This window comes from Rhodococcus sp. ENV425 (assembly GCF_002887785.1).
In the GTDB taxonomy this organism is placed as follows: domain Bacteria; phylum Actinomycetota; class Actinomycetes; order Mycobacteriales; family Mycobacteriaceae; genus Rhodococcus; species Rhodococcus aetherivorans.
Window position 1 is genome coordinate 629 of sequence record NZ_PCZU01000142.1, and the last position, 21,046, is coordinate 21,674.

19 protein-coding genes and 1 pseudogene are annotated in these 21,046 nt (G+C 71.2%); 3 read left to right on the top strand and 17 right to left on the bottom strand.

The features are described from left to right. The first annotated feature begins 82 nt into the window (after positions 1-82). Entirely contained in the window at positions 83-2,941 is a 2,859-nt protein-coding gene (locus CQZ88_RS10965) for a BTAD domain-containing putative transcriptional regulator (protein ID WP_102799744.1), read from the top strand. 24 nt (positions 2,942-2,965) lie between these two features. On the opposite strand, the gene CQZ88_RS10970 is transcribed toward CQZ88_RS10965, so the two are convergent. After that, complete coding sequence (locus CQZ88_RS10970) at positions 2,966-4,165, bottom strand: acyl-CoA dehydrogenase family protein (protein ID WP_102799745.1); 1,200 nt, start codon at positions 4,163-4,165, stop codon at positions 2,966-2,968. 106 nt (positions 4,166-4,271) lie between these two features. Here CQZ88_RS10970 and CQZ88_RS10975 point away from each other — a divergent pair, with 106 nt between their 5' ends. Continuing rightward, positions 4,272-5,036 carry a PIG-L deacetylase family protein gene (locus tag CQZ88_RS10975; protein ID WP_102799746.1) on the top strand — a complete coding sequence of 255 codons (765 nt, stop codon included), beginning with the start codon at positions 4,272-4,274 and terminating at the stop codon, positions 5,034-5,036. A gap of 9 nt (positions 5,037-5,045) precedes the next feature. Here CQZ88_RS10975 and CQZ88_RS10980 read toward each other — a convergent pair. Then, positions 5,046-5,992, bottom strand: a pseudogene (locus CQZ88_RS10980) (helix-turn-helix transcriptional regulator). 93 nt (positions 5,993-6,085) lie between these two features. On the opposite strand from CQZ88_RS10980, the gene CQZ88_RS10985 reads away from it, so the two are divergent. After that, on the top strand, positions 6,086-6,679 hold the full coding sequence (locus CQZ88_RS10985; protein WP_029540731.1) for a TIGR03086 family metal-binding protein: 594 nt from the start codon (positions 6,086-6,088) through the stop codon (positions 6,677-6,679). A 70-nt stretch (positions 6,680-6,749) separates the two neighbouring features. On the opposite strand, the gene CQZ88_RS10990 is transcribed toward CQZ88_RS10985, so the two are convergent. From CQZ88_RS10990 to folE, 15 genes are all read right to left on the bottom strand, one after another. Next, complete coding sequence (locus tag CQZ88_RS10990; protein ID WP_029540728.1) at positions 6,750-9,275, bottom strand: ATP-dependent Clp protease ATP-binding subunit; 2,526 nt, start codon at positions 9,273-9,275, stop codon at positions 6,750-6,752. Between the two features lie 256 nt (positions 9,276-9,531). Next, positions 9,532-10,962 carry a phospholipase D-like domain-containing protein gene (locus CQZ88_RS10995; protein WP_102799747.1) on the bottom strand — a complete coding sequence of 477 codons (1,431 nt, stop codon included), beginning with the start codon at positions 10,960-10,962 and terminating at the stop codon, positions 9,532-9,534. A 271-nt stretch (positions 10,963-11,233) separates the two neighbouring features. After that, on the bottom strand, positions 11,234-11,590 hold the full coding sequence (locus tag CQZ88_RS11000) for an Lsr2 family protein (RefSeq protein ID WP_006930387.1): 357 nt from the start codon (positions 11,588-11,590) through the stop codon (positions 11,234-11,236). Between the two features lie 102 nt (positions 11,591-11,692). Next, positions 11,693-13,201 (bottom strand): lysine--tRNA ligase, encoded by a 1,509-nt coding sequence (gene lysS / locus CQZ88_RS11005; protein ID WP_102799748.1) that lies wholly within the window; start codon positions 13,199-13,201, stop codon positions 11,693-11,695. A gap of 91 nt (positions 13,202-13,292) precedes the next feature. After that, entirely contained in the window at positions 13,293-13,736 is a 444-nt protein-coding gene (locus tag CQZ88_RS11010) for a rhodanese-like domain-containing protein (RefSeq protein WP_006930391.1), read from the bottom strand. Positions 13,737-13,823: 87 nt separating this feature from the next. Further along, positions 13,824-14,666 (bottom strand): type III pantothenate kinase, encoded by an 843-nt coding sequence (locus tag CQZ88_RS11015; protein WP_006930394.1) that lies wholly within the window; start codon positions 14,664-14,666, stop codon positions 13,824-13,826. Between the two features lie 2 nt (positions 14,667-14,668). Further along, positions 14,669-15,106, bottom strand: a complete 438-nt coding sequence (gene panD, locus CQZ88_RS11020; protein WP_029540720.1) for an aspartate 1-decarboxylase — start codon at positions 15,104-15,106, stop codon at positions 14,669-14,671. 32 nt (positions 15,107-15,138) lie between these two features. Beyond that, positions 15,139-16,080, bottom strand: coding sequence for a pantoate--beta-alanine ligase (panC, locus tag CQZ88_RS11025; protein ID WP_006930397.1), 942 nt, complete (start codon positions 16,078-16,080; stop codon positions 15,139-15,141). Then, positions 16,073-17,008: a Rossmann-like and DUF2520 domain-containing protein gene (locus CQZ88_RS11030; protein ID WP_006930399.1), complete on the bottom strand. Its 936-nt coding sequence runs from the start codon at positions 17,006-17,008 to the stop codon at positions 16,073-16,075. The genes panC and CQZ88_RS11030 overlap by 8 nt, the downstream gene beginning before the upstream one ends. Positions 17,009-17,137: 129 nt before the next feature. Beyond that, positions 17,138-17,950 carry a DUF6779 domain-containing protein gene (locus tag CQZ88_RS11035; protein WP_102799749.1) on the bottom strand — a complete coding sequence of 271 codons (813 nt, stop codon included), beginning with the start codon at positions 17,948-17,950 and terminating at the stop codon, positions 17,138-17,140. A 124-nt stretch (positions 17,951-18,074) separates the two neighbouring features. Beyond that, positions 18,075-18,539, bottom strand: coding sequence for a DUF3180 domain-containing protein (locus CQZ88_RS11040; RefSeq protein ID WP_037200442.1), 465 nt, complete (start codon positions 18,537-18,539; stop codon positions 18,075-18,077). Then, a complete protein-coding gene (folK, locus tag CQZ88_RS11045; protein ID WP_029540712.1) occupies positions 18,539-19,063 on the bottom strand; it encodes a 2-amino-4-hydroxy-6-hydroxymethyldihydropteridine diphosphokinase in 525 nt (174 codons plus the stop codon). The genes CQZ88_RS11040 and folK overlap by 1 nt, the downstream gene beginning before the upstream one ends. Then, positions 19,060-19,428: a dihydroneopterin aldolase gene (gene folB / locus CQZ88_RS11050; RefSeq protein ID WP_006930416.1), complete on the bottom strand. Its 369-nt coding sequence runs from the start codon at positions 19,426-19,428 to the stop codon at positions 19,060-19,062. Before folB ends, folK begins: the two co-directional genes overlap by 4 nt. Further along, positions 19,425-20,246: a dihydropteroate synthase gene (gene folP, locus CQZ88_RS11055; protein ID WP_044475554.1), complete on the bottom strand. Its 822-nt coding sequence runs from the start codon at positions 20,244-20,246 to the stop codon at positions 19,425-19,427. Before folP ends, folB begins: the two co-directional genes overlap by 4 nt. 32 nt (positions 20,247-20,278) lie before the next feature. Continuing rightward, positions 20,279-20,932: a GTP cyclohydrolase I FolE gene (gene folE / locus CQZ88_RS11060; protein ID WP_006930424.1), complete on the bottom strand. Its 654-nt coding sequence runs from the start codon at positions 20,930-20,932 to the stop codon at positions 20,279-20,281. Between the last annotated feature and the right edge of the window lie 114 nt (positions 20,933-21,046).

Genomic DNA, 21,046 nt, shown 5'->3' on the forward strand with positions numbered 1-21,046 from the left:
GCCCGCCGATCCGCCGGAACCGCATCGCACGTGAAGGCCCCGGGTCTCGGCAGGAGACCGGCGGGAGTGGTCCAATGGTTCCGTGGTCACGGGTGGCGACCGGGCGCGAGTCGAGGTACTCGGCCCGCTCCGCGTGCTGGATGCGGATCGGCGCGACATCACTCCCGACGGGCTGCTGCAGCGACGCCTGCTGGCACTGCTGGTGCTCCGGCGGGGCCGGGTGGTGCCGGCGCACTCCGCCGTCGATGCCCTGTGGCCGTCCAGGCGACCGGCGGATCCGGCCGCCGCCCTGCAGAACCACATGTTCCGGCTTCGCCGTGGTCTGCCCGACGGCCTGATCGAGTCCGTCGGTGAGGGCTATCGGCTCGATCCGGCCGGTGTCGAGGTCGACGCCGACCGGCTCGTGGTGGCCCTGAGCGCGGGGGCGACGGGGGGTGCGGGCGTGTCGGCCGAGATCGACGCCGTGCTCGCGCGCTGGCAGGGCCCCGCCTACCCCGAACTCGACGAGGTGGACGAGGCCCGGGCCGAGGCGACGCGGCTGGAGGAGCTGCGTTCCCGGGCCCACGAGGTCCGGGCCGAGGTGCGGCTCGGACGGGGCGACACCGACGGCCTCGTTGCCGAACTGGTGGCGCTCGCCGACGCGCAGCCGCTGCGGGAACGGCCGCGCGCGCTGCTGATGACGGCGCTCGCGGCGACCGGACGCCGGGCCGAGGCGCTACGGGTCTACGACGACTTCCGGCGGCTGCTCGGCGACGAGCTGGGCATCGAACCGTCGCCGGCACTGGCGGCTCACCACGCGGAACTGCTCGCCGGTGCCGCCGACCGGGTGTGGGCGCCGGTGGGCCGATTGCCGGTTCCGGCGACGTCGCTCGTCGGCCGGGACGCCCTGGCGGTGGCGGTGACCGAGCTGGCGGAGTCCGGGCGCCTGGTGACCCTGGTCGGTCCGGGCGGGGTCGGCAAGACCCGGTTGCTCCTCGAGGTCGGGCACCGGCTCCGGGCCGCCCGACCGGATCGGCCGGGGGTGTTGTGCGAATTGGCCACTGCCGACCCGGACTCCGCGGTCGACGTGGCCGCCGCCGCCCTGCGGATCGACGCCCGTCCCGGCACCTCCCTCGCCGAGCGGGTGGCCGACGTGCTGGGCGACACCGAGCTCGTGCTGCTGCTCGACAACTGTGAGCACGTGCTCGATCCGATCGCCGCTGTCGTCGAACGCCTGCTCGCCACCTGCGCGCACGTGCGGATCGTGGCGACGAGCCGGGAGCGGCTCCGAGTCGTAGGCGAGCACGTCCGCCAGGTGCCGACGCTGTCGTACGACGGCGAGGACGCACCGGCCGTGCGGTTGTTCGAGGAGCGGGCGCGGGCCGTCGTCCCGGGCTTCGAGCCGGACGGGCGAGAACTCGCCTGCATCGCCGAGATCGTGCGGCGCCTGGACGGGTTGCCGTTGGCGATCGAGCTGGCAGCCGCGTGCCTGCACACCCACGAGGTCGCGGAGGTCGCCGCGGGCCTGGACCACCGCTTCGAGCTGCTGGCGTCGGGGTACCGCACGTCGCCGCGGCACGGGTCGCTGGCCGCGGCGGTGTCGTGGTCGTTCGGGCTGCTCGCGGAGGATCTGCAGCGGACCTTCGCGGAACTGTCGGTGTTCTCGGGCTCGTTCGACGCGGCCGACGCCGCGGCGGTCTGCGGCACGGATCCGGGGACGGTCACCGCGGCGTTGACACACCTCGTGGAGCGCTCGCTGGTGCTGCGGATACCCGGCCGCCGGTACATGCTGCTCGAGACGCTGCGGGCGTTCGGCGCCGAACAACTCACCCGCGAGGGCCGGGTCGACCTCGTCGCGGAACGGCACGCCCGGCACCTGGCCGACTGGGTCGACCGGGCGGATTCACGACTGCTGCAGCCGGGCGAGCAGGTCCTGGCGCAGATCGATGCCGCCGTACCGGAGTTGCGCAGCGCGCTCGGCTGGTTGCTCGACCACGACGAGGTCGCGCTCGCGGGTCGTCTCGTCAATGCCCTGCTGGACTACGGGATCTTCCGGCTGCGACCGGACGTGCTGGGCTGGGCGCGGCTGGTGATCGACGCCGATCCGGAGGGCCGGAGCCCGTTCGCCGCGCGCGTGCGGGTGGTGGCCGCCTACGCGGCATGGATGTCCGGCGACGTGGCCGAGACGGGCCGGCTCAGCGCCGCTGCGTTGCGCGCCGTCGAGCGGGCGAAGACCGAGCCGGCGGCGGAGGCGATGACCGTTCGCGGGAGCTACGAGTTGTTCGAGGGGCATCTCGACGAGGCCGCCGCCTGGTACCGGCGGGCCGCCGCGGCCGCCGCGAACGACCCGGCGCAGCGGCTCATGGCGCGTGCCACCGAGCTGCTGCCGTTGGGCTATGCGGGTGACCCGGCCGCCGTCGAGCAGGCCGACGCCCTCCTCGCCGAGGTCGCCGACGCACGCACCCCGCACGCCGCGTATGTCTGGCACTGCGCCGGGGAGGCGGATCTGGCAGTCGACGTCGAACGGGCCCGCGCGCGCTTCGCTCGGGCACTGGACATCGCGGAACAGACGAACGCCTCGTTCGTGACCGGTCTCGCCGGCGCGTCGAAGGCGTCCATCGACGCGCGGATCGGTGACCCGGCGGCCGCCGCCGACGAGTACCGGCGCCTGATCCCGCACTGGCGGCGCGCCGGGATGTGGTCGACGCAGTGGACGATGCTGCGCTCGATCGCCGGGCTTCTCGAACGCCTGGACCGCTACCGCGACGCCGCGGTGCTCGAGGGGGCCGTGCGCGCGACCGCGGCCGGTCATCGCATCTTCGGCGCCGACGAGGTGGCCCTGGACGAGCTCGGCGCGCGACTGCGCGCCGCGCTCGGCGACGACGCGTACGAGGCGGCGCGACGACACGGCGCGATGCTCGACGGCGAGGCCGCCGCCGAGCATGCGCTCCGCGCGCTGTGACCGCCCGGACCGGGAGCCGCGACCTCACCACCTGGGCTGTTCGCCGAGAATGCCGAGCAGCGACTTGCCGACGAGTTCGTGGGTGAGCGCGTCGTTGCCGGGGTGGAATCCCCCGCACCGCACGTCGCGGTAGAGGCGTTCGAGCTCGTTCCCGGTGAACATGCCGGCGCCACCGGCCACGTCGAGGGCGATGTCGACGACCCGTTTGGCCGCTTCCACCGCCCGCCACTTCATCGCATACACCTTGGGCACCCACTCGTCGCCGTGGTCCGTGCCGGCCACCCAGTCCGCGACGAACCGGTCGAGCGTCGCCGAGGCGGCGTCCAGCTCGAGATACATCTCCGCGACCTGGTGCTGCACGAACGGGTTGTACGCGTACGCGCCCCGCTCGATCGCCACCGAGGTCTTGCGCCGGGCGCTGCGGACGGCGAGTTCCAGGGCGCGGTCGGCGATCCCCAGGTACACCGCCGCCATGAGCGAGAGCGGCCACATCGTCATCGCCACGAGGAACGGGTCGCTGCCGTCGCCCGCGGGGACGACCCGCCCGATGCGGTCGTCGGGCACGAAGACGTCGTCGAGAACCGTGTCGTGGCTCTGCGTCGGCCGCATGCCGAGGGTGTCCCACGTCTGCACGACCTTCACCCCCGCGCTGCCTCGTTCGACGAAGGCGTGCACGATGTGCGGCCCGCCCGCCGCGTCCGCGTCGACGGCGTGCGCGCCGAGCCACCGCCACGCCGGACCGTTGGAGCCGAACTGTTTGCGGCCGGTGAGCCGGTAGCCGCCCGCCACGCGCTGCGCCCGGCACGTCGACAGCAGCACCGGGATGTCGTTGCCCGTCTCGGCGTGTCCGGCGGCGAACACGTCGCCGGCCACCGCGGCCTCCAGGATCCAGCGGAGCGATGTGTCGCCCGTGCGTTCCAGTTCGGTGGCGATCCCGATCCAGTAGGAGTGCATCGTCATCGCCAGCGCGGTCGCCGGGGCGTAGCGGGCGAGGCGCCGCTGGCTCGCGGCCAGCCGGGCCAGATCGAGGCCCCATCCCCCGTAGCGGGTGGGTACGGCGGCGGCGAGATAGCCGGCGGCCCGCAGCTCGACGAGGTCCTCGTCGAAGTAGGAGTTGGACCGGTCGAATTCGCCGGCACGGGATCGGAACCGCTCCAGCATCTCGGTCGGCAACTCGGCCGCGGTCCGGTTCCGGGTGGGGTTCATGGTGAGTGTGGTGTCCATGGCCACGACGATGCGCCCGCCTGCTCTCACCGCGCTCCCACCGGATCCCAGCGCGCCGAGAGCGCGCGGGAGCGCCGGGGCAGGGCCCGCACGGACCGTGAGAGGCATGAACGCGACGACATCCCTGCCCCTGTCCGGGACGATCCTGTCGATCTGGGCCCACCCCGACGACGAGACCTACCTCGCCGCCGGCGTCATGGCCGCCGCCCGCGACGACGGCCGGCGCGTCGTGTGCGCCTCGGCCACCGCCGGCGAGCACGGAACCGCCGACCCCCGCTCGTGGCCTCCGGAGCGGCTGGGCCGGGTCCGCCGCTGGGAAGCGGCCGCCGCCATGGCCGTCCTCGGTGTCGAGGAGCACCACGTCCTCGGCCTGCCGGACGGTGCCCTCGCCGAGCACGAGGACACCGGTCTCGCGTGGGCCGGACGGCTCCTCGACGACGTCCGCCCCGGCACGATCCTGACCTTCGGTGCCGACGGGATGACCTACCACCCCGACCACACCGCCGTGCACCGCTGGGTCACCCGGGCCTGGCGTGACCGCGGTTGCCGTTCCCGGCTGCTGTACGCCACCCCCACCGTGGAGCATCTCGACCGGTTCCGGGACCTCTACGAGGAATGGGGCATGTACATGAGCGACGAGCGCCCCACGGGCGTGCGCGAAGAGCGGCTCGCGCTCCACGTCCGGCTGCACGGGCTCGCGCTCGACCGCAAACTCACCGCGCTGCGGGCCATGGCGACCCAGACCGCCGACCTCGTCGCGCGGATCGACCCGGCGGTCTACGCGGCCCAGATCGCGGAGGAGGCGTTCGTCGCCGCCCCTCGCGTCCCGGACCGCGGCGATGCGGCGACGAGAACCGCAGTGGCGCGGTGACGGGCCGGGCTACCGGTGCCGCTCGGCGAGGCGCTCGGCCGACGACCGGACCTGCTCCCGGAGTTCGGGCGGCCCGAGCAGCTCGGCGTCGTCGCCGAGTTGCCACATCGCGGCGCCGGCGTGGGTGGCCCCGCCGAACTCCGCCTCGGCCTCCCACCAGCCGTCGCCGGTGGGCCGCTGCGCGACGACGCGGATCGCGATCGCCGCGAGGTCTTCCCGGCGCCGGTCCCGGATCCGCACCGCGGCGGTGACCGTGCCCAGACCGGACCGGAACTCGGTGCGGCGCCGCTGCCAGATCCGGGCGAGGTCGACGTCGGGTGGGCGGTGAGCCGCGGTGTCGAGCGGTTGCACCCGTTCCATGCGGGAGAGGCGGTAGGTGCGTTCGGCGCCGCGATGCAGCGCCACCAGATACCAGCGGCCGCCGCGCTGACCAGCCCGAGCGGGTCGACCGTCCGCCACCGCGCCTCGGCGCCACGGGAGCGGTAGCGGATGCGCAGGCGGCGATCGGTGAACACGGCCTGCTGGACGACGCCGAGGTGCTCGTCCCGCCGGTGATCGACCACCCACCCCGACGAGCTGACGACGATCCGCTCCCCGACCCGCGCGGCGGCGGTGCGCTGCGCCTCGGGCAGCGCGACGGTCACCTTCCGCATCGCCGAGGCGAACGCGGAGGCCATGCCGAGCGAGTCGGGGGTGGCCGACGCGCTCGCCGCGAGCAGGGCGGTTGCCTCGTCGACGGTCAGGCCGGTCAGGTCGGTGGTGAAGCCGGGGAGCAGCGCGAAACCGCCGTCGCGTCCGCGTTCGGCGTAGACGGGGATCCCGGCCGCCGACAGGGCCTCGACGTCGCGCAGCACGGTGCGCACCGAGACCTCGAGTTCCCTGGCGATCGCGGGCGCGGTCATCCGGCCGCGGTGTCGCAGCAGCAGGACCAGGGACAGCAACCGATCGGCTCGCACCTGCCGAACTCTCCCAGAAATACATGACAGGAGGTGTCGTGTTTCGCGTGCAGGATCGTGTCCGGCAGCAACCACACGACCGAAAGGCCCGACATGAGCACCGCGTCCGACCCCCGTCCCCTCTACCGCGACGCCCTGGCGTGGGTGGCCACGCTGATCGACGAGGTCCGCCCCGAGCAGATGACCGACCCGACGCCCTGCCCGGACTACGACGTGCGCGCGCTGCTCGGCCACCTCGTCGCCACCGTCGATCGCGGCCGCGTGATCGGCAGCGACGGCGACCCGCTGAGCGTTCCGGAGTTCCTGACCGGCGTGCCCGACGACGCGTGGCGCGCCGAACTCGAGCGGGCGCAGGCCCACTACCGGAAGGTGTGGAGCGACGACGACCTGCTCGACCGGCCCGTCGTCGCGCCGTGGGGAACGGTGCCCGGCCGCGCCGCGGTGCTGAGCAATCTCAACGAGGCCCTCGTGCACGGCTGGGATCTCGCCGTCGCCACGGGACTGCCGGCCGAGCCGGATCCGGTGCTCGTGGAGGCCGCGTTCGTCGTCGCGCGCAGCAAGATCCCCGCCTCCGTGCGCGGCGGACGGGTTCCCTTCGGCGCGGCCGTCGAGCCGGCGCCGGACGCGAGCCCCGTCGAGCGGCTCGCGAACTGGTCCGGGCGGGACACCGCGGCCTGGCGGCGCTGATCCCGACACACCAACGCCGACGGGCGGCACCCGCAGTGGGTGCCGCCCGTCGGCGTTCGTCGGAGCAGGACTACTCGGCGTCCTTGGCCAGGGCCACCGCCGGGGTGTCGGGCACCGCGGCCGGCTTCTCGCTCGGGGTGAAGGTGAACTTCGCGTTCTCCCCGGCACCCTCGCCGTCCCAGCCTTCGACGTCGACCAGGACGATCTGGCCGGGGCCGATCTCGTTGAAGAGGATCTTCTCCGAGAGCTGGTCCTCGATCTCGCGCTGGATCGTGCGGCGCAGCGGCCGGGCGCCGAGGACCGGATCGAAGCCCCGCTTCGCGAGCAGCGACTTCGCCTTCTCGGTGAGCTCGATGCCCATGTCCTTGTTCTTCAGCTGCACCTCGACGCGGCCGATCATCAGGTCCACCATCTGGATGATCTGATCCTGCGTGAGCTGGTGGAAGACGATGATGTCGTCGATGCGGTTGAGGAACTCGGGCCGGAAGTGCTTCTTCAGCTCGTCGTTGACCTTGAGCTTCATCCGCTCGTAGTTCGACTCGGCGCCGGAGCCCTTGGTGAAGCCCAGGCCGACCGCCTTCGAGATGTCGGCGGTACCGAGGTTCGAGGTGAAGATCAGCACGGTGTTCTTGAAGTCGACCGTGCGTCCCTGGCCGTCGGTGAGGCGGCCGTCCTCGAGGACCTGCAGGAGGGTGTTGTAGATCTCCTGGTGGGCCTTCTCGATCTCGTCGAACAGGACCACGGAGAACGGCTTGCGGCGCACCTTCTCGGTGAGCTGGCCGCCCTCTTCGTAGCCGACGTAGCCCGGAGGGGCACCGAAGAGCCGCGACGCGGTGAACCGGTCGTGGAACTCGCCCATGTCGATCTGGATGAGCGCGTCGTCCTCGCCGAACAGGAAGTTCGCGAGCGCCTTCGACAGCTCGGTCTTACCGACGCCGGACGGGCCGGCGAAGATGAACGAACCGGCGGGACGCTTCGGGTCCTTCAGGCCGGCGCGGGTACGCCGGATCGCCTTGGCGACAGCCCTGACGGCGTCCTCCTGGCCGATGATCCGCTTGTGCAGCTCGTCCTCCATGCGGAGCAGACGGGTGGTCTCCTCCTCGGTGAGCTTGAACACCGGGATACCGGTCCAGTTGGCGAGGACCTCGGCGATCTGCTCCTCGTCGACCTCGGCGATGACGTCGAGATCACCGGCGCGCCACTGCTTCTCGCGCTCGGCGCGCTGCGCGACGAGCTGCTTCTCCTTGTCGCGCAGGTTCGCGGCCTTCTCGAAGTCCTGCGCGTCGATCGCGGACTCCTTCTCCCGGCGCGCGTCGGCGATCTTGTCGTCGAACTCGCGCAGGTCCGGCGGCGCGGTCATCCGGCGGATGCGCATGCGCGCACCGGCCTCGTCGATGAGGTCGATCGCCTTGTCCGGCAGGAAGCGGTCGTTGATGTAGCGGTCGGCCAGGCTCGCCGCGGCGACCAGCGCCTTGTCGGTGATGGACACGCGGTGGTGCGCCTCGTACCGGTCGCGCAGGCCCTTGAGGATCTCGATGGTGTGCTCGACCGTCGGCTCGCCCACCTGCACCGGCTGGAACCGGCGCTCGAGCGCGGCGTCCTTCTCGATGTACTTGCGGTACTCGTCGAGGGTGGTGGCACCGATGGTCTGCAGCTCGCCGCGCGCCAGCTTCGGCTTCAGGATCGACGCCGCGTCGATGGCGCCCTCGGCGGCACCCGCGCCGACGAGCGTGTGCAGCTCGTCGATGAACAGGATGATGTCGCCGCGGCTGTTGATCTCCTTGAGCACCTTCTTCAGGCGTTCCTCGAAGTCACCGCGGTAGCGGCTGCCCGCGACCAGCGAACCGAGGTCGAGGGTGTACAGCTGCTTGTCCTTGAGCGTCTCGGGGACCTCGCCGTTGACGATGGCCTGCGCCAGGCCCTCGACGACGGCGGTCTTGCCGACGCCCGGCTCGCCGATGAGCACCGGGTTGTTCTTGGTGCGGCGGCTCAGGACCTGCATGACGCGCTCGATTTCCTTGGCGCGACCGATGACGGGGTCGAGCTTGCCCTCGAGCGCGGCCTGCGTGAGGTTGCGGCCGAACTGGTCGAGCACCAGCGACGTCGACGGGGTGCCGGCCTCGCCACGGCTGGTGCCGGATTCCTGGGGCTCCTTGCCCTGGTACCCGGAGAGCAGCTGGATGACCTGCTGGCGCACCCGGTTCAGGTCCGCACCGAGCTTGACGAGCACCTGTGCCGCGACGCCCTCGCCCTCGCGGATGAGGCCGAGGAGGATGTGCTCGGTACCGATGTAGTTGTGTCCGAGCTGCAGCGCCTCACGCAGGCTGAGCTCGAGCACCTTCTTGGCACGGGGCGTGAACGGGATGTGGCCCGACGGGGCCTGCTGTCCCTGGCCGATGATCTCCTCGACCTGGCTGCGGACGCCTTCGAGGGAGATCCCCAAAGATTCGAGCGACTTGGCCGCTACGCCCTCGCCTTCGTGAATGAGGCCCAGGAGAATGTGCTCCGTGCCGATGTAGTTGTGGTTGAGCATCCTGGCCTCTTCCTGAGCCAGGACGACGACGCGCCGCGCGCGATCGGTGAACCTTTCGAACATCGCACTCCCTCACACTCTCCGGCCGACAGGTCCGGTACGCGGATCGTTCCGGACCCGGCTGCCGCGTTTCGCTCCGGCACTCGAGTCGTCGAGTGGAACCAGGTTCCACGACCCCACTTGACACTCTAGTTGCCGCCGTTTCGAGGCGCTGCCCCTCCACCCGATCGGCGCCGGCGGCAACTCCGGTCACGAGGGGTAACGCTGCACGTCGGCACGGCGTTCCCGCCTCCGTGTACGCCAGCAGCGAACACGCTGCTCAGCGGGGCATCAGCTGGCGAATGCGCCGTCCGATGCGCTGCGGGGCGCGTTCCGGGTCGACGAGTTCGTTCTCCGCGAGGGGGCTGTCCTCGTCGGCGACGGTGCCCGGCTCGAAGAGCGCGAGGGTCCGACCGGGTCCGCGCAACCGCTCCACCGCGGCGACGAGCGAACCTTCGGACCGGACGGCGGACGCGACGTCGGCCGGGGACACCCCGAGGTGCTCGGACAGCAGGCGCTCCCGCATCTCGACCACCGCGCGGCTGATGTGGTCGCCCTCGTGGTCCGCTTCGACGAAGAGATCGCACTCGGTGTCGAAGCCCAGGGACCGGTTGTTCAGGTTCGACGAGCCGATGCGCAGCAGCACGTCGTCCATGACGACGACCTTGGCGTGCACATAGATCGGCGCCCCGCCCGCGGTGACGGGGTAGTAGGCGGCGAACCGGCCGTGGACGTCGGCGTTCCACAGCAGGTGCAGCAACTTGCGGCGGGCGCCGTCCATCGCCTTCTGCTCGAGCCAGCCCTCGGCGTTGCGCGGCAGCACCAGCACGATCTGCGGGCCGTCCGGTTCCCGCAGCCGCTTCGCGAGGGCCTCGGCGAGCGTCCGGGACGCCAGGTACTGGCTCTCCAGGTAGAGCGTGCGGCGGGCGCCGGCGATCACCGCCAGGTAGAGGGCCTCGATCTCCCGGACCTCCGCCCGGTCGCCGAGTTCGGGGAGGGTCCGTGCGACGGCGACATCGACGTCGCGCAGGGCCGGGCGCAGCCCGTCGGGCCAGATGGTGTGCCCGGTGTCGACCGGCTCGAGGTCCTCCCCCGTTGCCGCCTTCCACCGGGCGCGAGCCTGTTCGCCGATCGCGCGGGCGGCCGCGCCGTCCACCGCGGTCGTCACGTCGTGCCACGGTCCGTACCGACGGCCGTTCGGCTCCCGCCGGTAGCGGCTGTGGTCGGGATGCTCGCTGGTGTCCCAGCGATCGACGGTCATGTCGATGCCCCCACAGAACGCGACGGCGTCGTCGATCACGATGATCTTCTGGTGGTGTGCCGCTCCCACGGGATGGGCGCCGTCGATTTCGAGCCGGAGCCGCGGGTCGCTCATCCAGTTGAGCACGAAGACCGGTGTCATCCCGCGCCCGATGGCTGCGAATGCGCCGATGTTCCACTTCAGCAGGAACACCTCGAGATCCGGGTGCCGGTGCGGCAGCCACTTGAGGAATGCGCCCAGCCGGTTCGGGCCTTCGAGGGTCTTCCGGTCGGGTTCGAGCTTGATCCTCGTGTCGAAGTCCCACCCGATCAGGAGGATCCGCCGCCGTGCCTGCAGCATCGCCGACTTGGCGTATCGGAAATAGTCGGCGGCGTCGACAATGCAGGCGAGGCGATCGGCACGATCGACCCGCCAGCACGTCTCACCCGGGACGGCAATCCGCTCTCCCATGGCCGACACGCTACCCGGGGATACCGCCGTTTCCGCCGCGACGGACGGGATACCGAGCGGGTGTGACCCTTGTCTCCGATTCCCGACTGTCTCCGATTCCCGACTGTCTCCGCTTCCCGACTGTCTCCACTTCCGGCGACGTCCCGTTCCGACCGACCGTTTCTTTTTTCGAACGAATAACAAAGAATTCCGCGAGGCACGACGACGAGGCGATATCCGCGACAGTTGTCGCGGATATCGCCTCGGTCGGACGGAAGGCGACGCTTCCGGCTCAGTGCGCCTTGTTGTAAGCCTCGATGATTTCGGCGGAGATACGGCCTCGGGCCGAGACGGGCATGTCGTTGTTGCGGGCCCATTCCCGAATTTCCGCGGTACGTTCCCGGTCCGTGCCGCCGCGAGAAGACTTGCGGGGAGCGGGCGCGGTGGGCACGACCTTCGCGCGCTTACGGCCACCCACCTTGCGGGCATGAGTGACCCAGAACTCCAATTCCTCCCGGAGCTTGGCCGCGTTGTCTTCCGACAGATCGATCTCGTAGGTGACTCCGTCGAGCCCGAATTCCACGGACTCGTCCGCCGCCGTCTCCCCGTCCACGTCGTCGATCAGGGTAACGGTGACCTTCTTTGCCATGTGCTGCAAATCCTCTCGAATGAAGAAGCGCGGCCCCCCGCGGTACGAGACAACAATACCCGGGAATCAATTCATGGCAATACGGAAAACGAATGCGATCAATTACCTCGCCGGGCGAACAATTGGGAACAGGATTGTTTCCCGGATTCCGAGGCCCGTCAGCGCCATCAGCAAACGGTCGATTCCCATGCCGGTTCCGGTCGTCGGAGGCATACCCTGTTCCATCGCCGCGAGGAAGTCCTCGTCGAGAACCATCGCCTCGTCGTCACCGGCCGAGGCGAGCCGCGCCTGGTCGACGAACCGCTCCCGCTGGATCACGGGGTCGACGAGTTCCGAGTAACCGGTGGCGAGTTCGAAACCGCGCACGTACAGATCCCACTTCTCGGTCACGCCGTTCTTGCTGCGGTGCTGCCGCGTGAGGGGCGAGGTCTCGACGGGGTAGTCCCGCACGAACGTCGGCTCGTGCAACTGGTCGCCGCACTGGTGCTCCCACAACTCCTCGACGAGCTTTCCGTGGCCCCAGCCCTTGCCTTCCGGGACCTCGAGACCCACCCGATCGGCGAGGGCGTGCAGCTCCTCCAGCGACGTGCCGGGCGTGACCTCGGTTCCGATGGCCGCCGACAGCGACGGGTACATCTCCATCGTCTTCCACTCGCCGCCGAGGTCGTATTCGGTGCCGTCGGCGAGGGTGACGACGTGGGTGCCGAACACCGCCATCGCCACCTCCTGGATGAGTTCCCGGGTCATCGTCGCCGAATCGTCGTACGTGCCGTACGCCTCGTACGTCTCGAGCATCGCGAATTCGGGCGAGTGCGTGGAGTCGGCACCCTCGTTGCGGAAGTTGCGGTTGATCTCGAAGACCTTCTCGATGCCGCCCACCACGCAGCGCTTGAGGAACAGCTCCGGCGCGATGCGCAGATACAGATCCATGTCGAGGGCGTTCGAATGGGTGACGAACGGACGGGCCGTCGCGCCGCCGTGCAGGGTCTGCAGCATCGGGGTCTCGACCTCGAGGAAGCCGCGCCGCTCGAGCGCGTTGCGCAACTCGCGCACCACCGCGACACGCATGCGGGCGTTGGCGCGGGCCTCGGGACGCACGATCAGGTCGGCGTAGCGCTGCCGGACCCGGGTCTCCTCGTTCATCTCCTTGTGCGCCACCGGCAGCGGCCGCAGGGCCTTGGCGGCCATCTGCCACGAGTCCGCCATGACGCTGAGCTCGCCGCGCCGAGAGCTGATCACCTCGCCGTGCACGAACACGAAGTCGCCCAGGTCCACGTCGTGCTTCCACGCCGCAAGGGACTCCTCGCCGACGCCGTTGAGGCTGATCATCGCCTGCAACTGGGTGCCGTCGCCCTCCTGCAACGTGGCGAAGCACAGCTTGCCCGTGTTGCGGAAGAAGATGACCCGGCCCGCGACGCCGACCTGTTCCCCGGTCGTCGTGTCGGGCTCGAGGTCCGGATACTTCTCCCGGATCTCCGCGAGGGTGTGAGTGCGGGGCACGACGACGGGGTACGCGTCCTTGCCCTGCGCCAGGATCCGTTCGCGCTTCTCGCGGCGGATGCGGATCTGCTCGGGGGTGTCGTCGGACTGCTGAACGGGTGCATCACTCACGGGTGACCAGACTATCGGACCGCCTCGAGCGCCTGCGCAGGACCAGCGCCTGCGCAGGGCCGAGGTGCCCGGGGCGCCGGCGCCCGCCGGGTCAGTGCGCGGTCACGCGCGCCACGTCGTCCTCGACGTGCGGGGCCGCGGCGATCGCATCGGTCGCCCCGGCCGCCGCGAGGGCCGCGTACCCGCCGACGAGGCCGGTGACGCGGCGCAGCCCGAGCGCCTGCAGCGCGGCGACGACGGCGTCGGTCTCCGCGCCGGAGGCCGAGACCACGACCCACTCGACGTCGCGGTCGACGGCCACCGCCAGACGCTCGTCGCTGGTGGGATGCAGGCGCCGGGGCAGCAGCTCGGCGGAGATGGCCAGCGCCCCGGGCAGGGTGCCCTGGACGGCGCGTTCGGCGTGGGTGCGGATGTCGACGACCACCGCGCCGCGCGCGACGGTCGCGGCCAGCCCGGCCGGATAGGTGCGCTCGGTGGTGAGCGGGAGAGTGTGAACGGGTGCGGCGACGAAGGATGCAGCAAGCGCAGTGCGCATGAGGGTGACTCCAGGTATGTGTGAACGATCGAGGCGGACGTCAGCCTCGACAACACTCCTGGGCGCTCATGCAGCGGATCACGGCGACTATTCTTGCACAGGATCGCGGCGGGCGGAACCCACGGCGGCAGATCGGGCGCCGCGCCGTGCGAGATTGCGCTCGTACACCAGGCGCAGGCCCTCCAGCGTCAGGTCCGGTTCGTGGTGCTCGAGCGTCTCGGACTCCGGCATGATCAACGGCGCACGGTCGCCGGTCCCGATGACCGCGACGTCGTCACCCTCGAATCCGCGCTGCTCGGCACGCACCAGGCGCACCAGCCCGTCGACCATCCCGGCGAATCCGAAAACCGCACCGGACTGCATGCATTCGACGGTGTTCTTGCCGACCACGGCGCGCGGGCGCAGCAGTTCCACCTTGCGCAGCGCCGCGGACTGGGAGGCCAGCGCGTCCATCGACACCTCGATGCCGGGGGCGATGATGCCGCCGAGGAACTCGCCCTTCGCCGAGACCACGTCCACGCACGTGGACGTCCCGAAGTCGACCACGATGCACGGCCGGTCGTAGAAGTGATGTGCCGCAAGGCTGTTGACGATGCGATCGGCGCCGACCTCCTTGGGGTTGTCGACGAGCAGCGGCACCCCGGTGCGCACACCCGGCTCGACGACCACGTGCGGCACGTGTTCCCAGTAGCGGCCCAGCATCACCCGGATCTCGCGCAGCACCGACGGCACCGTGGACAACGCGGTCACGCCGGTGATCTGGTCGGCGTACCCGCCGAGCAGACCACGGAAGATGAGCGCGAGCTCGTCGGCGGTCATGCGCGGATCGGTGCGCATCCGCCAGTCCCGCAACAGCTTCGCGTGCGAGCCGCTGCCGGTGAACAGGCCCAGGACGACGTTCGTGTTCCGAACGTCGACAGCGAGGAGCACTGCTACACCAACGAACCGGAGTCGAGAGTGGCGAGCATGCGCGGGGTGATCAGGCCGGAACCCTCCGGCGCGTGCGCCGGATCGTTGCCGAGTTCGACCTGCCGGTTGTCCGCGTCGACGAACACCACGCGCGGGTCGTAGTCGCGGCACTCCTGCTCGTTCATCACGCCGTAGGCGATGAGGATGACGAGATCACCGGGACTCACGAGACGCGCTGCCGCACCGTTGATCCCGATGATGCCGGAGCCGCGCTCGCCCGCGATGACATAGGTTTCGAGACGGTTGCCGTTGTCGATGTCGACGATGGCGACCTGCTCGCCCTCGAGCAGGTCGGCGGCGTCCATCAGGTCCTGGTCGACGGTTACCGAACCCACGTAGTGCAGATCGGCGTGGGTCACCGTGGCGCGGTGGATCTTCGACTTCATCATCGTGCGGAACATGGTGTCTCCTCAGCTTTTTCGGGCCGGTCGCGCTATCGGCGAGTGAGCAGGTCGTCGGGGGTGGACGCGTCGACCGGGCCGGTCTCGCGTTCGAGGAATCCGGTGCCGATCGCGACACCGACGTTGTCGATGAGCCGGGTGGTGCCGATCCGCGCGGCGATCAGCAGCCGGCCGTCGCCGCGTTCCGGCGCGGGCCCGAGGTCCACGCCGCGCAGCTCGAGGTAGTCCAGCTCCACCTCGGGCGCGGCGGCGAGCACCTCGCGCGCGGTGGTGAGCACCGCCTCGGGACCGCCGGCGGCGGCGTGCGCCCCGGCGACCAGCGCCGCGGACAGCACGGTGGCGACCCGGCGCTGTTCCGGATCCAGGTAGCGGTTGCGTGAGGACAGCGCCAGCCCGTCCTGCTCACGCACCGTGGGCACGCCCACGATGCGGACGTCGAAGTTGAGGTCCTCCACCATCTGCCGGATCAGGGCGAGCTGCTGGTAGTCCTTCTCGCCGAAGAAGGCGACATTGGGGGCGACGATCTGCAGCAGCTTCGCCACCACCGTGAGCATCCCCGCGAAATGCGTCGGGCGGCTGCCACCCTCGAGCTCCGCCCCCAACGGCCCCGGGTGGATCACGGTCCGCCGGCCCTTCGGGTACATCGCGGACACCGACGGCACGAACGCCAGCTCGACGCCGGCCTCCCGCAGCAGCTCCAGGTCGGCGTCGAGGGTGCGCGGGTAGGCATCGAGATCCTCACCGGCCCCGAACTGCAACGGATTGACGAAGACGGACACCACCACCACGGCACCGGTGAGCTTCGCCTGCCGCACGAGCTCCAGGTGACCGGCGTGCAGGGCGCCCATCGTCGGCACGAGGGCGACCGTGCGGCCGACACCACGCAGCGCCTTGGTGACCTTGGTCAGGGCGGCGGGGTCGTGGTGCACGGTCAGTTCGCCGCGCACGTAGCCGCCCTGTTGCGATTCACTCACCGTGATCAGCCCCTTCGAGGATCTCCATCAGTTCGGGTTTCGCTCCGGCGCGCTGCGCGGATCGCAGGGACATCGCGCGGTATCCGGCAGCGATCCGGGGATCGACCTCCCCGAGCACCCGCAGGTGCGTGGCCACGGCCTGTGCGTCGCCGCGGGCGACTGGTCCGGTCAGCGCGGACGGCCCGCGGCGCAACGCGTTGTCGAGGGCCGCCGACAACAGCGGCTGCAGCACCCGCTCGGCGACACCGCCGGGCGCGTCGTCGACGAGTTGCTGGCCGAGCAGTTCGTCGCCCTCGAGCGCCACCCGCAGCGCCTCCACCGCATCCACCACGAGGGTGACGAGGTGGTTGCTGCCGTGCGCGAGCGCGGCGTGGTACAGCGCGCGCCGCTCCTCGCGGACGCGCACCGGTTCGCCACCGATCTCGAGCACGAGGGACTGGGCGATCGCGTAGCCGATGTCGTCGGCAGCCGTGATGCCGAAGCACGCCGAGGCGAGCCGGGCAGTGTCCTCGTCGTGGCCGGTGAAGGTCATCGCCGGGTGGATGGCGAGCGGCACGATGCCCTGCTCGGTGAGCGGAGCGAGGATGCCGACGCCGTTCGCGCCGGACGTGTGGGCGACGATCGTGCCGCGCGAGACGGAGCCGGTGGCGGCGAGCCCGCGGACGAGCGAGCCGAGTTCCGAGTCCGGAACGGCGAGGAGCAGCAGGTCGCAGCGGGCGGCGACCTCGTCGACGGGGAGAACCTCGGTGTCCGGAAGCCGGGTGCGGGCGCGGTGCTTGGACAGTTCGGATACCGCGGAACAGGCCACGACCAGGTGGCCGACGCGTTCGAGTGCCGCGCCGATCGCCGTGCCCACCCGCCCGGCGGAAACGATTCCGACCGTCAGTCGTGCAGGCGCAGGCTCGTTTGTGATCCCGAAGGAGGTCACGGGAGTCCTCTCGTTCGTTCCAGTCCCGCTCGGCGGGTACCAGACGTTCCGACCGACAATAGCGCGGCCCGAGCAACCCCGGCCATGGCCGGGGAACGTGATCTGCGCCTCACCCGGCGCGGCGAACGCTCAGCGCTCGGCGGACAGGGCGGCGAGGATCTCCGCGACCGTGCGGCCCTGGCTGTGTGCCCCCTCGCCGGCACCGTCCGGCCGCCGTCGCCGGGCGCGTCGGCCCGTGGGCTCGGCGTCGTCGTCCGCCTCGGCCTGCTCCTCGGGTTCCTCCGGCTGCGACCCGGACTCGGCCCGGCCCTCCGGTTCGGCCGGTTCCTCCGGCTCGGCCCGGTCCCGCCGTTCCGTATCCTCGGATCCGCCGGGAGCGGCCGTCGCGCCCGCCGGCCGGCGGGGCACGGCCGTCGTCGTGTCGCCGTCGGTGACCACCGTGGTCTCGGCGGTCACCGGCTCGTCGTCGGGCGAGGCGAAGAACGGGCCCGCCGGACGGGGCGCGGCCGTCACCCGGAAGTTCCCGCCGCCGAGCTCCTGCAGTTGTCCCCGGCCCGCCCACAACGCCGCACGGTCCTCGGGCAGTCGGCCCTCGAAGAGCACCTCGAGGTTGCGGCGCAGGGCACCGAGCTCGGCGCGCAGGGCCGCCATCTGGTCGGCATCGATCCGCAGCTCCGATCTGACCTTCTCCTCGACGGTCAGCTCGTACTCCCGCCGCGCCGCGATCTCCCGTTCGAGCTGCAACTCGTACACGGTCTGCAGATCCCGGACCTTGGCACGGTCCAGCGCCGACTCGCGACGGTACTTCGTCATCGCGATCGCGCCGACGGTGGCGGCCCACAACGCGACGACCAGACCGACGCGCAGCAGCTGGACGCTGTCGCTGAAGACCAGGAACAGCGACGCGATCAACGCCAGGGCGAGCAGCGCCGCCACGATCACAGAACTCGCGCTGCGCCGTGACCGACGGCCCTTCCTCGTTCGCACCGGAGTCCCCATGCGTTCCAGACTACTGGGCGCGGCCGCCGGGTCCCGAGAGTCGAGCGCACAGGATTCGCCGCCCCGGTCAGGTCGCGGGCTCGTCCGGGTCTTCCGGTGTCCGGCAACAGTGTTCGAGCCACAGCGCGGCAGCCGCGAGCGCCACGCCGGCGAGCAGCCCGACGATCACCCCGGCGCTGTCCTCGACCGCGGCCTGCAGCACCGGCCGCTGCGGAACCAGGTACAGCAGGAATCCTGCCCAGATGCCCGCGCTGGCCGCCCCGACCAGAGCCGACGCCTTCGCCAGCGCCACCGCGCGGGCCGCCGTGATGGGATGCAACTGGTGCGGCCCGTCGCCGATCTCGTGCTTGCCCACCCGGGAACGGATCATGAACGCCAGCACCACCTCGACGATCGCCACCGGGTACAGCGACGCCCCCGCGTAGACGGGGATCGGCGGCAACGTGCCGTACAGGCCGCGCGCCAGCAACCACGCCGCGACGGCGGCGAGCACCGCCAGCGCCAGCAGGTCCCGGATACGCGTCGCCTTCATCACCGCGGCGGCTCCAGCCGGTACTCGGTGCGGCGCACCCCTTCGCGTTCGTCGACGTCGAGAGCGGCGAGCCACTCCGTCAACGGTCGTCGCGTGCCGTCGACCGTCAGCGTCGCCTGGGGTTCGACGTCCCACCACGGGACGAGCACGAAGGCGCGCAGGTGGGCGCGCGGATGCGGCAGGGTCAGTTCGGCATCGTCGCTGAGCACCTCGCTGCCGTCCGAGTCGTGGCAGGTGACCACGTCGACGTCGAGGCTGCGCGGGCCCCACCGCTGCTCCCGGACCCGGTCGGCGGCGGCCTCGAGCTGCCGGCCCAGCTCGAGCCAGCCGCGGCAGTCCAGTGACGGGTCCTCCGCGACGATGACCGCGTTGAGGAAGTCCTGCTGCTCGACCCCGCCCCACGGCGCGGTCGAGTACACCGGCGACACGGCCACGATCCGGTCGGCGAGGGCCTCGGTGACCGAGCGCAGGTGCGCCGGCCGGTCCCCGATGTTCGACCCGATGGACAGCACCACCCGGCTCACGAGCCGCTCCGGGTGCGATCGACCACCACCGCTACGTCCGCGAAGGTCAGCGGGATCGGCGCCGACGGCTTGTGGACGGTGACCTCGACCCGGGTGACCCGCGGATCGGTGAGGACGTCGTCGGCGATCTCGCCGGCGACGGTCTCGATGAGGTCCCGCGACGGGCCCGCGACGATCGCGGCGGCCCGCTCGGCAAGGATGCCGTAGTGCAGGGTGTCGTCGAGGGCGTCGCTCGCCGCGGCCGGCGCGAGATCGAGCCACGCGACGATGTCGATCAGGAAGTCCTGACCGTCGCGCTTCTCGTGGTCGAACACGCCGTGGTGGCCGCGTACGCGCAGTCCGCGCAGTTCGATCCGGTCGCTCACGCCGGTCCTCCCGCCGCACTGCCGCGCTGCCACGCGCCGACGACGGCGACGGCGTCGAGCGACGCCCGCACGTCGTGCACGCGCACCCCCCAGGCCCCGCGCTCCGCCGCGAGCGCCGACACGACCGCGGTGGCCACCTCGCGGCCGCCGGGTGGCCGGATCGTGCCGTCAGGGGCGGCGAGCAGGGACCCGAGGAACCGCTTGCGCGACGCGCCGATCAGCACCGGGTAGCCGAGCTCGGTCAGCTCGGGCAGCCGGTGCAGCAGTTCCCAGTTGTGGTCGGCGTCCTTCACGAAACCGAGTCCGGGATCGAGGATGATGTTCGCCGGCTCCACGCCTGCCGTGAGCGCGGCATCCACCTGCACCATCAGCTCATCGCGGACCTCCCGGACCACGTCGTCGTAGTGGGTGGACCCGCCGGCGTGCACGAAGCCGCCCGCGGGCCGCCAGTGCATGAGGATCCACGGCACGCCTGCCGACGCCACGACCGCGGCCATGCGGGAGTCGGCGCGCCCACCCGAGACGTCGTTGACGATGGTGACGCCGGCCTCGATCGCGGCCTCGGCCACGGACGCGCGCATGGTGTCGACGCTCGTGGGGATGCCGGCGGCGCTCAGGGCGGCGATGACCGGCGCGACGCGCCCGGCCTCGACCTCCGGGTCGACCCGGGCCGCTCCGGGACGGGTGGATTCGCCGCCGACGTCGACGATGTCCACGCCGAGGTCGCGCAGTTCCAGACCGTGCGCGATCGCCGCGTCGCGGTCGAGGTACCGGCCACCGTCCGAGAACGAATCCCGGGTCACGTTCAGCACGCCCATCACCACCGGGCGCCCGGGGTTCGGGAGCGCGCTCACCGGCGGAGGATCAGATCCAGAGCCTCGGCGCGCGACGCCGAGTTGGACTGCAGCAGCCCCCGCACCGCCGAGGTGGTGGTGCTCGCCCCGGGCTTGCGGATGCCCCGCATGGCCATGCACAGATGCTCGGCCTCGACGACGACGATCACCCCGACCGGATCGAGCTTGCGCACGAGCGCATCCGCGATCTGACTGGTCAGCCGCTCCTGCACCTGCGGGCGCTTGGCGTACAGGTCCACCACCCGCGCCAGCTTCGACAACCCGGTCACCCGGCCGGTGCGGCCGGGAATGTAGCCCACGTGCGCGACCCCGTGGAACGAGACCAGGTGGTGCTCGCACGTGGAGTACATCGGGATGTCACGCACCAGGACGAGTTCCTGATGGCCCTCGTCGAAGGTCTTGTCGAGGACCGAGTCCGGGTCGGTGTACAGGCCGGCGAACATCTCCCGGTACGCCCGCGCGACGCGGGCCGGGGTGTCGAGCAGACCTTCGCGCTCGGGGTCCTCCCCCACCGCGATCAACAGTTCCCGGACGGCCGCCTCCGCGCGGGCCTGATCGAAGACCCGGCCCGATTCCAGGCTGCGCAGGACCTCGCCGTCACCGCCGATCGACGCGGAATCCGTCTCGGAATCCAGGTGATTCACCGACACCAGACCGTACCTCCACTCTCGTTGACTCGGGCTCAGCGCGGACCGGTCGGCCCCTCCCACGGCTGTGTCGGCGGTGGCTCGGGAGCCACGTTCCTACCGGTCTGCCGCTCGTCG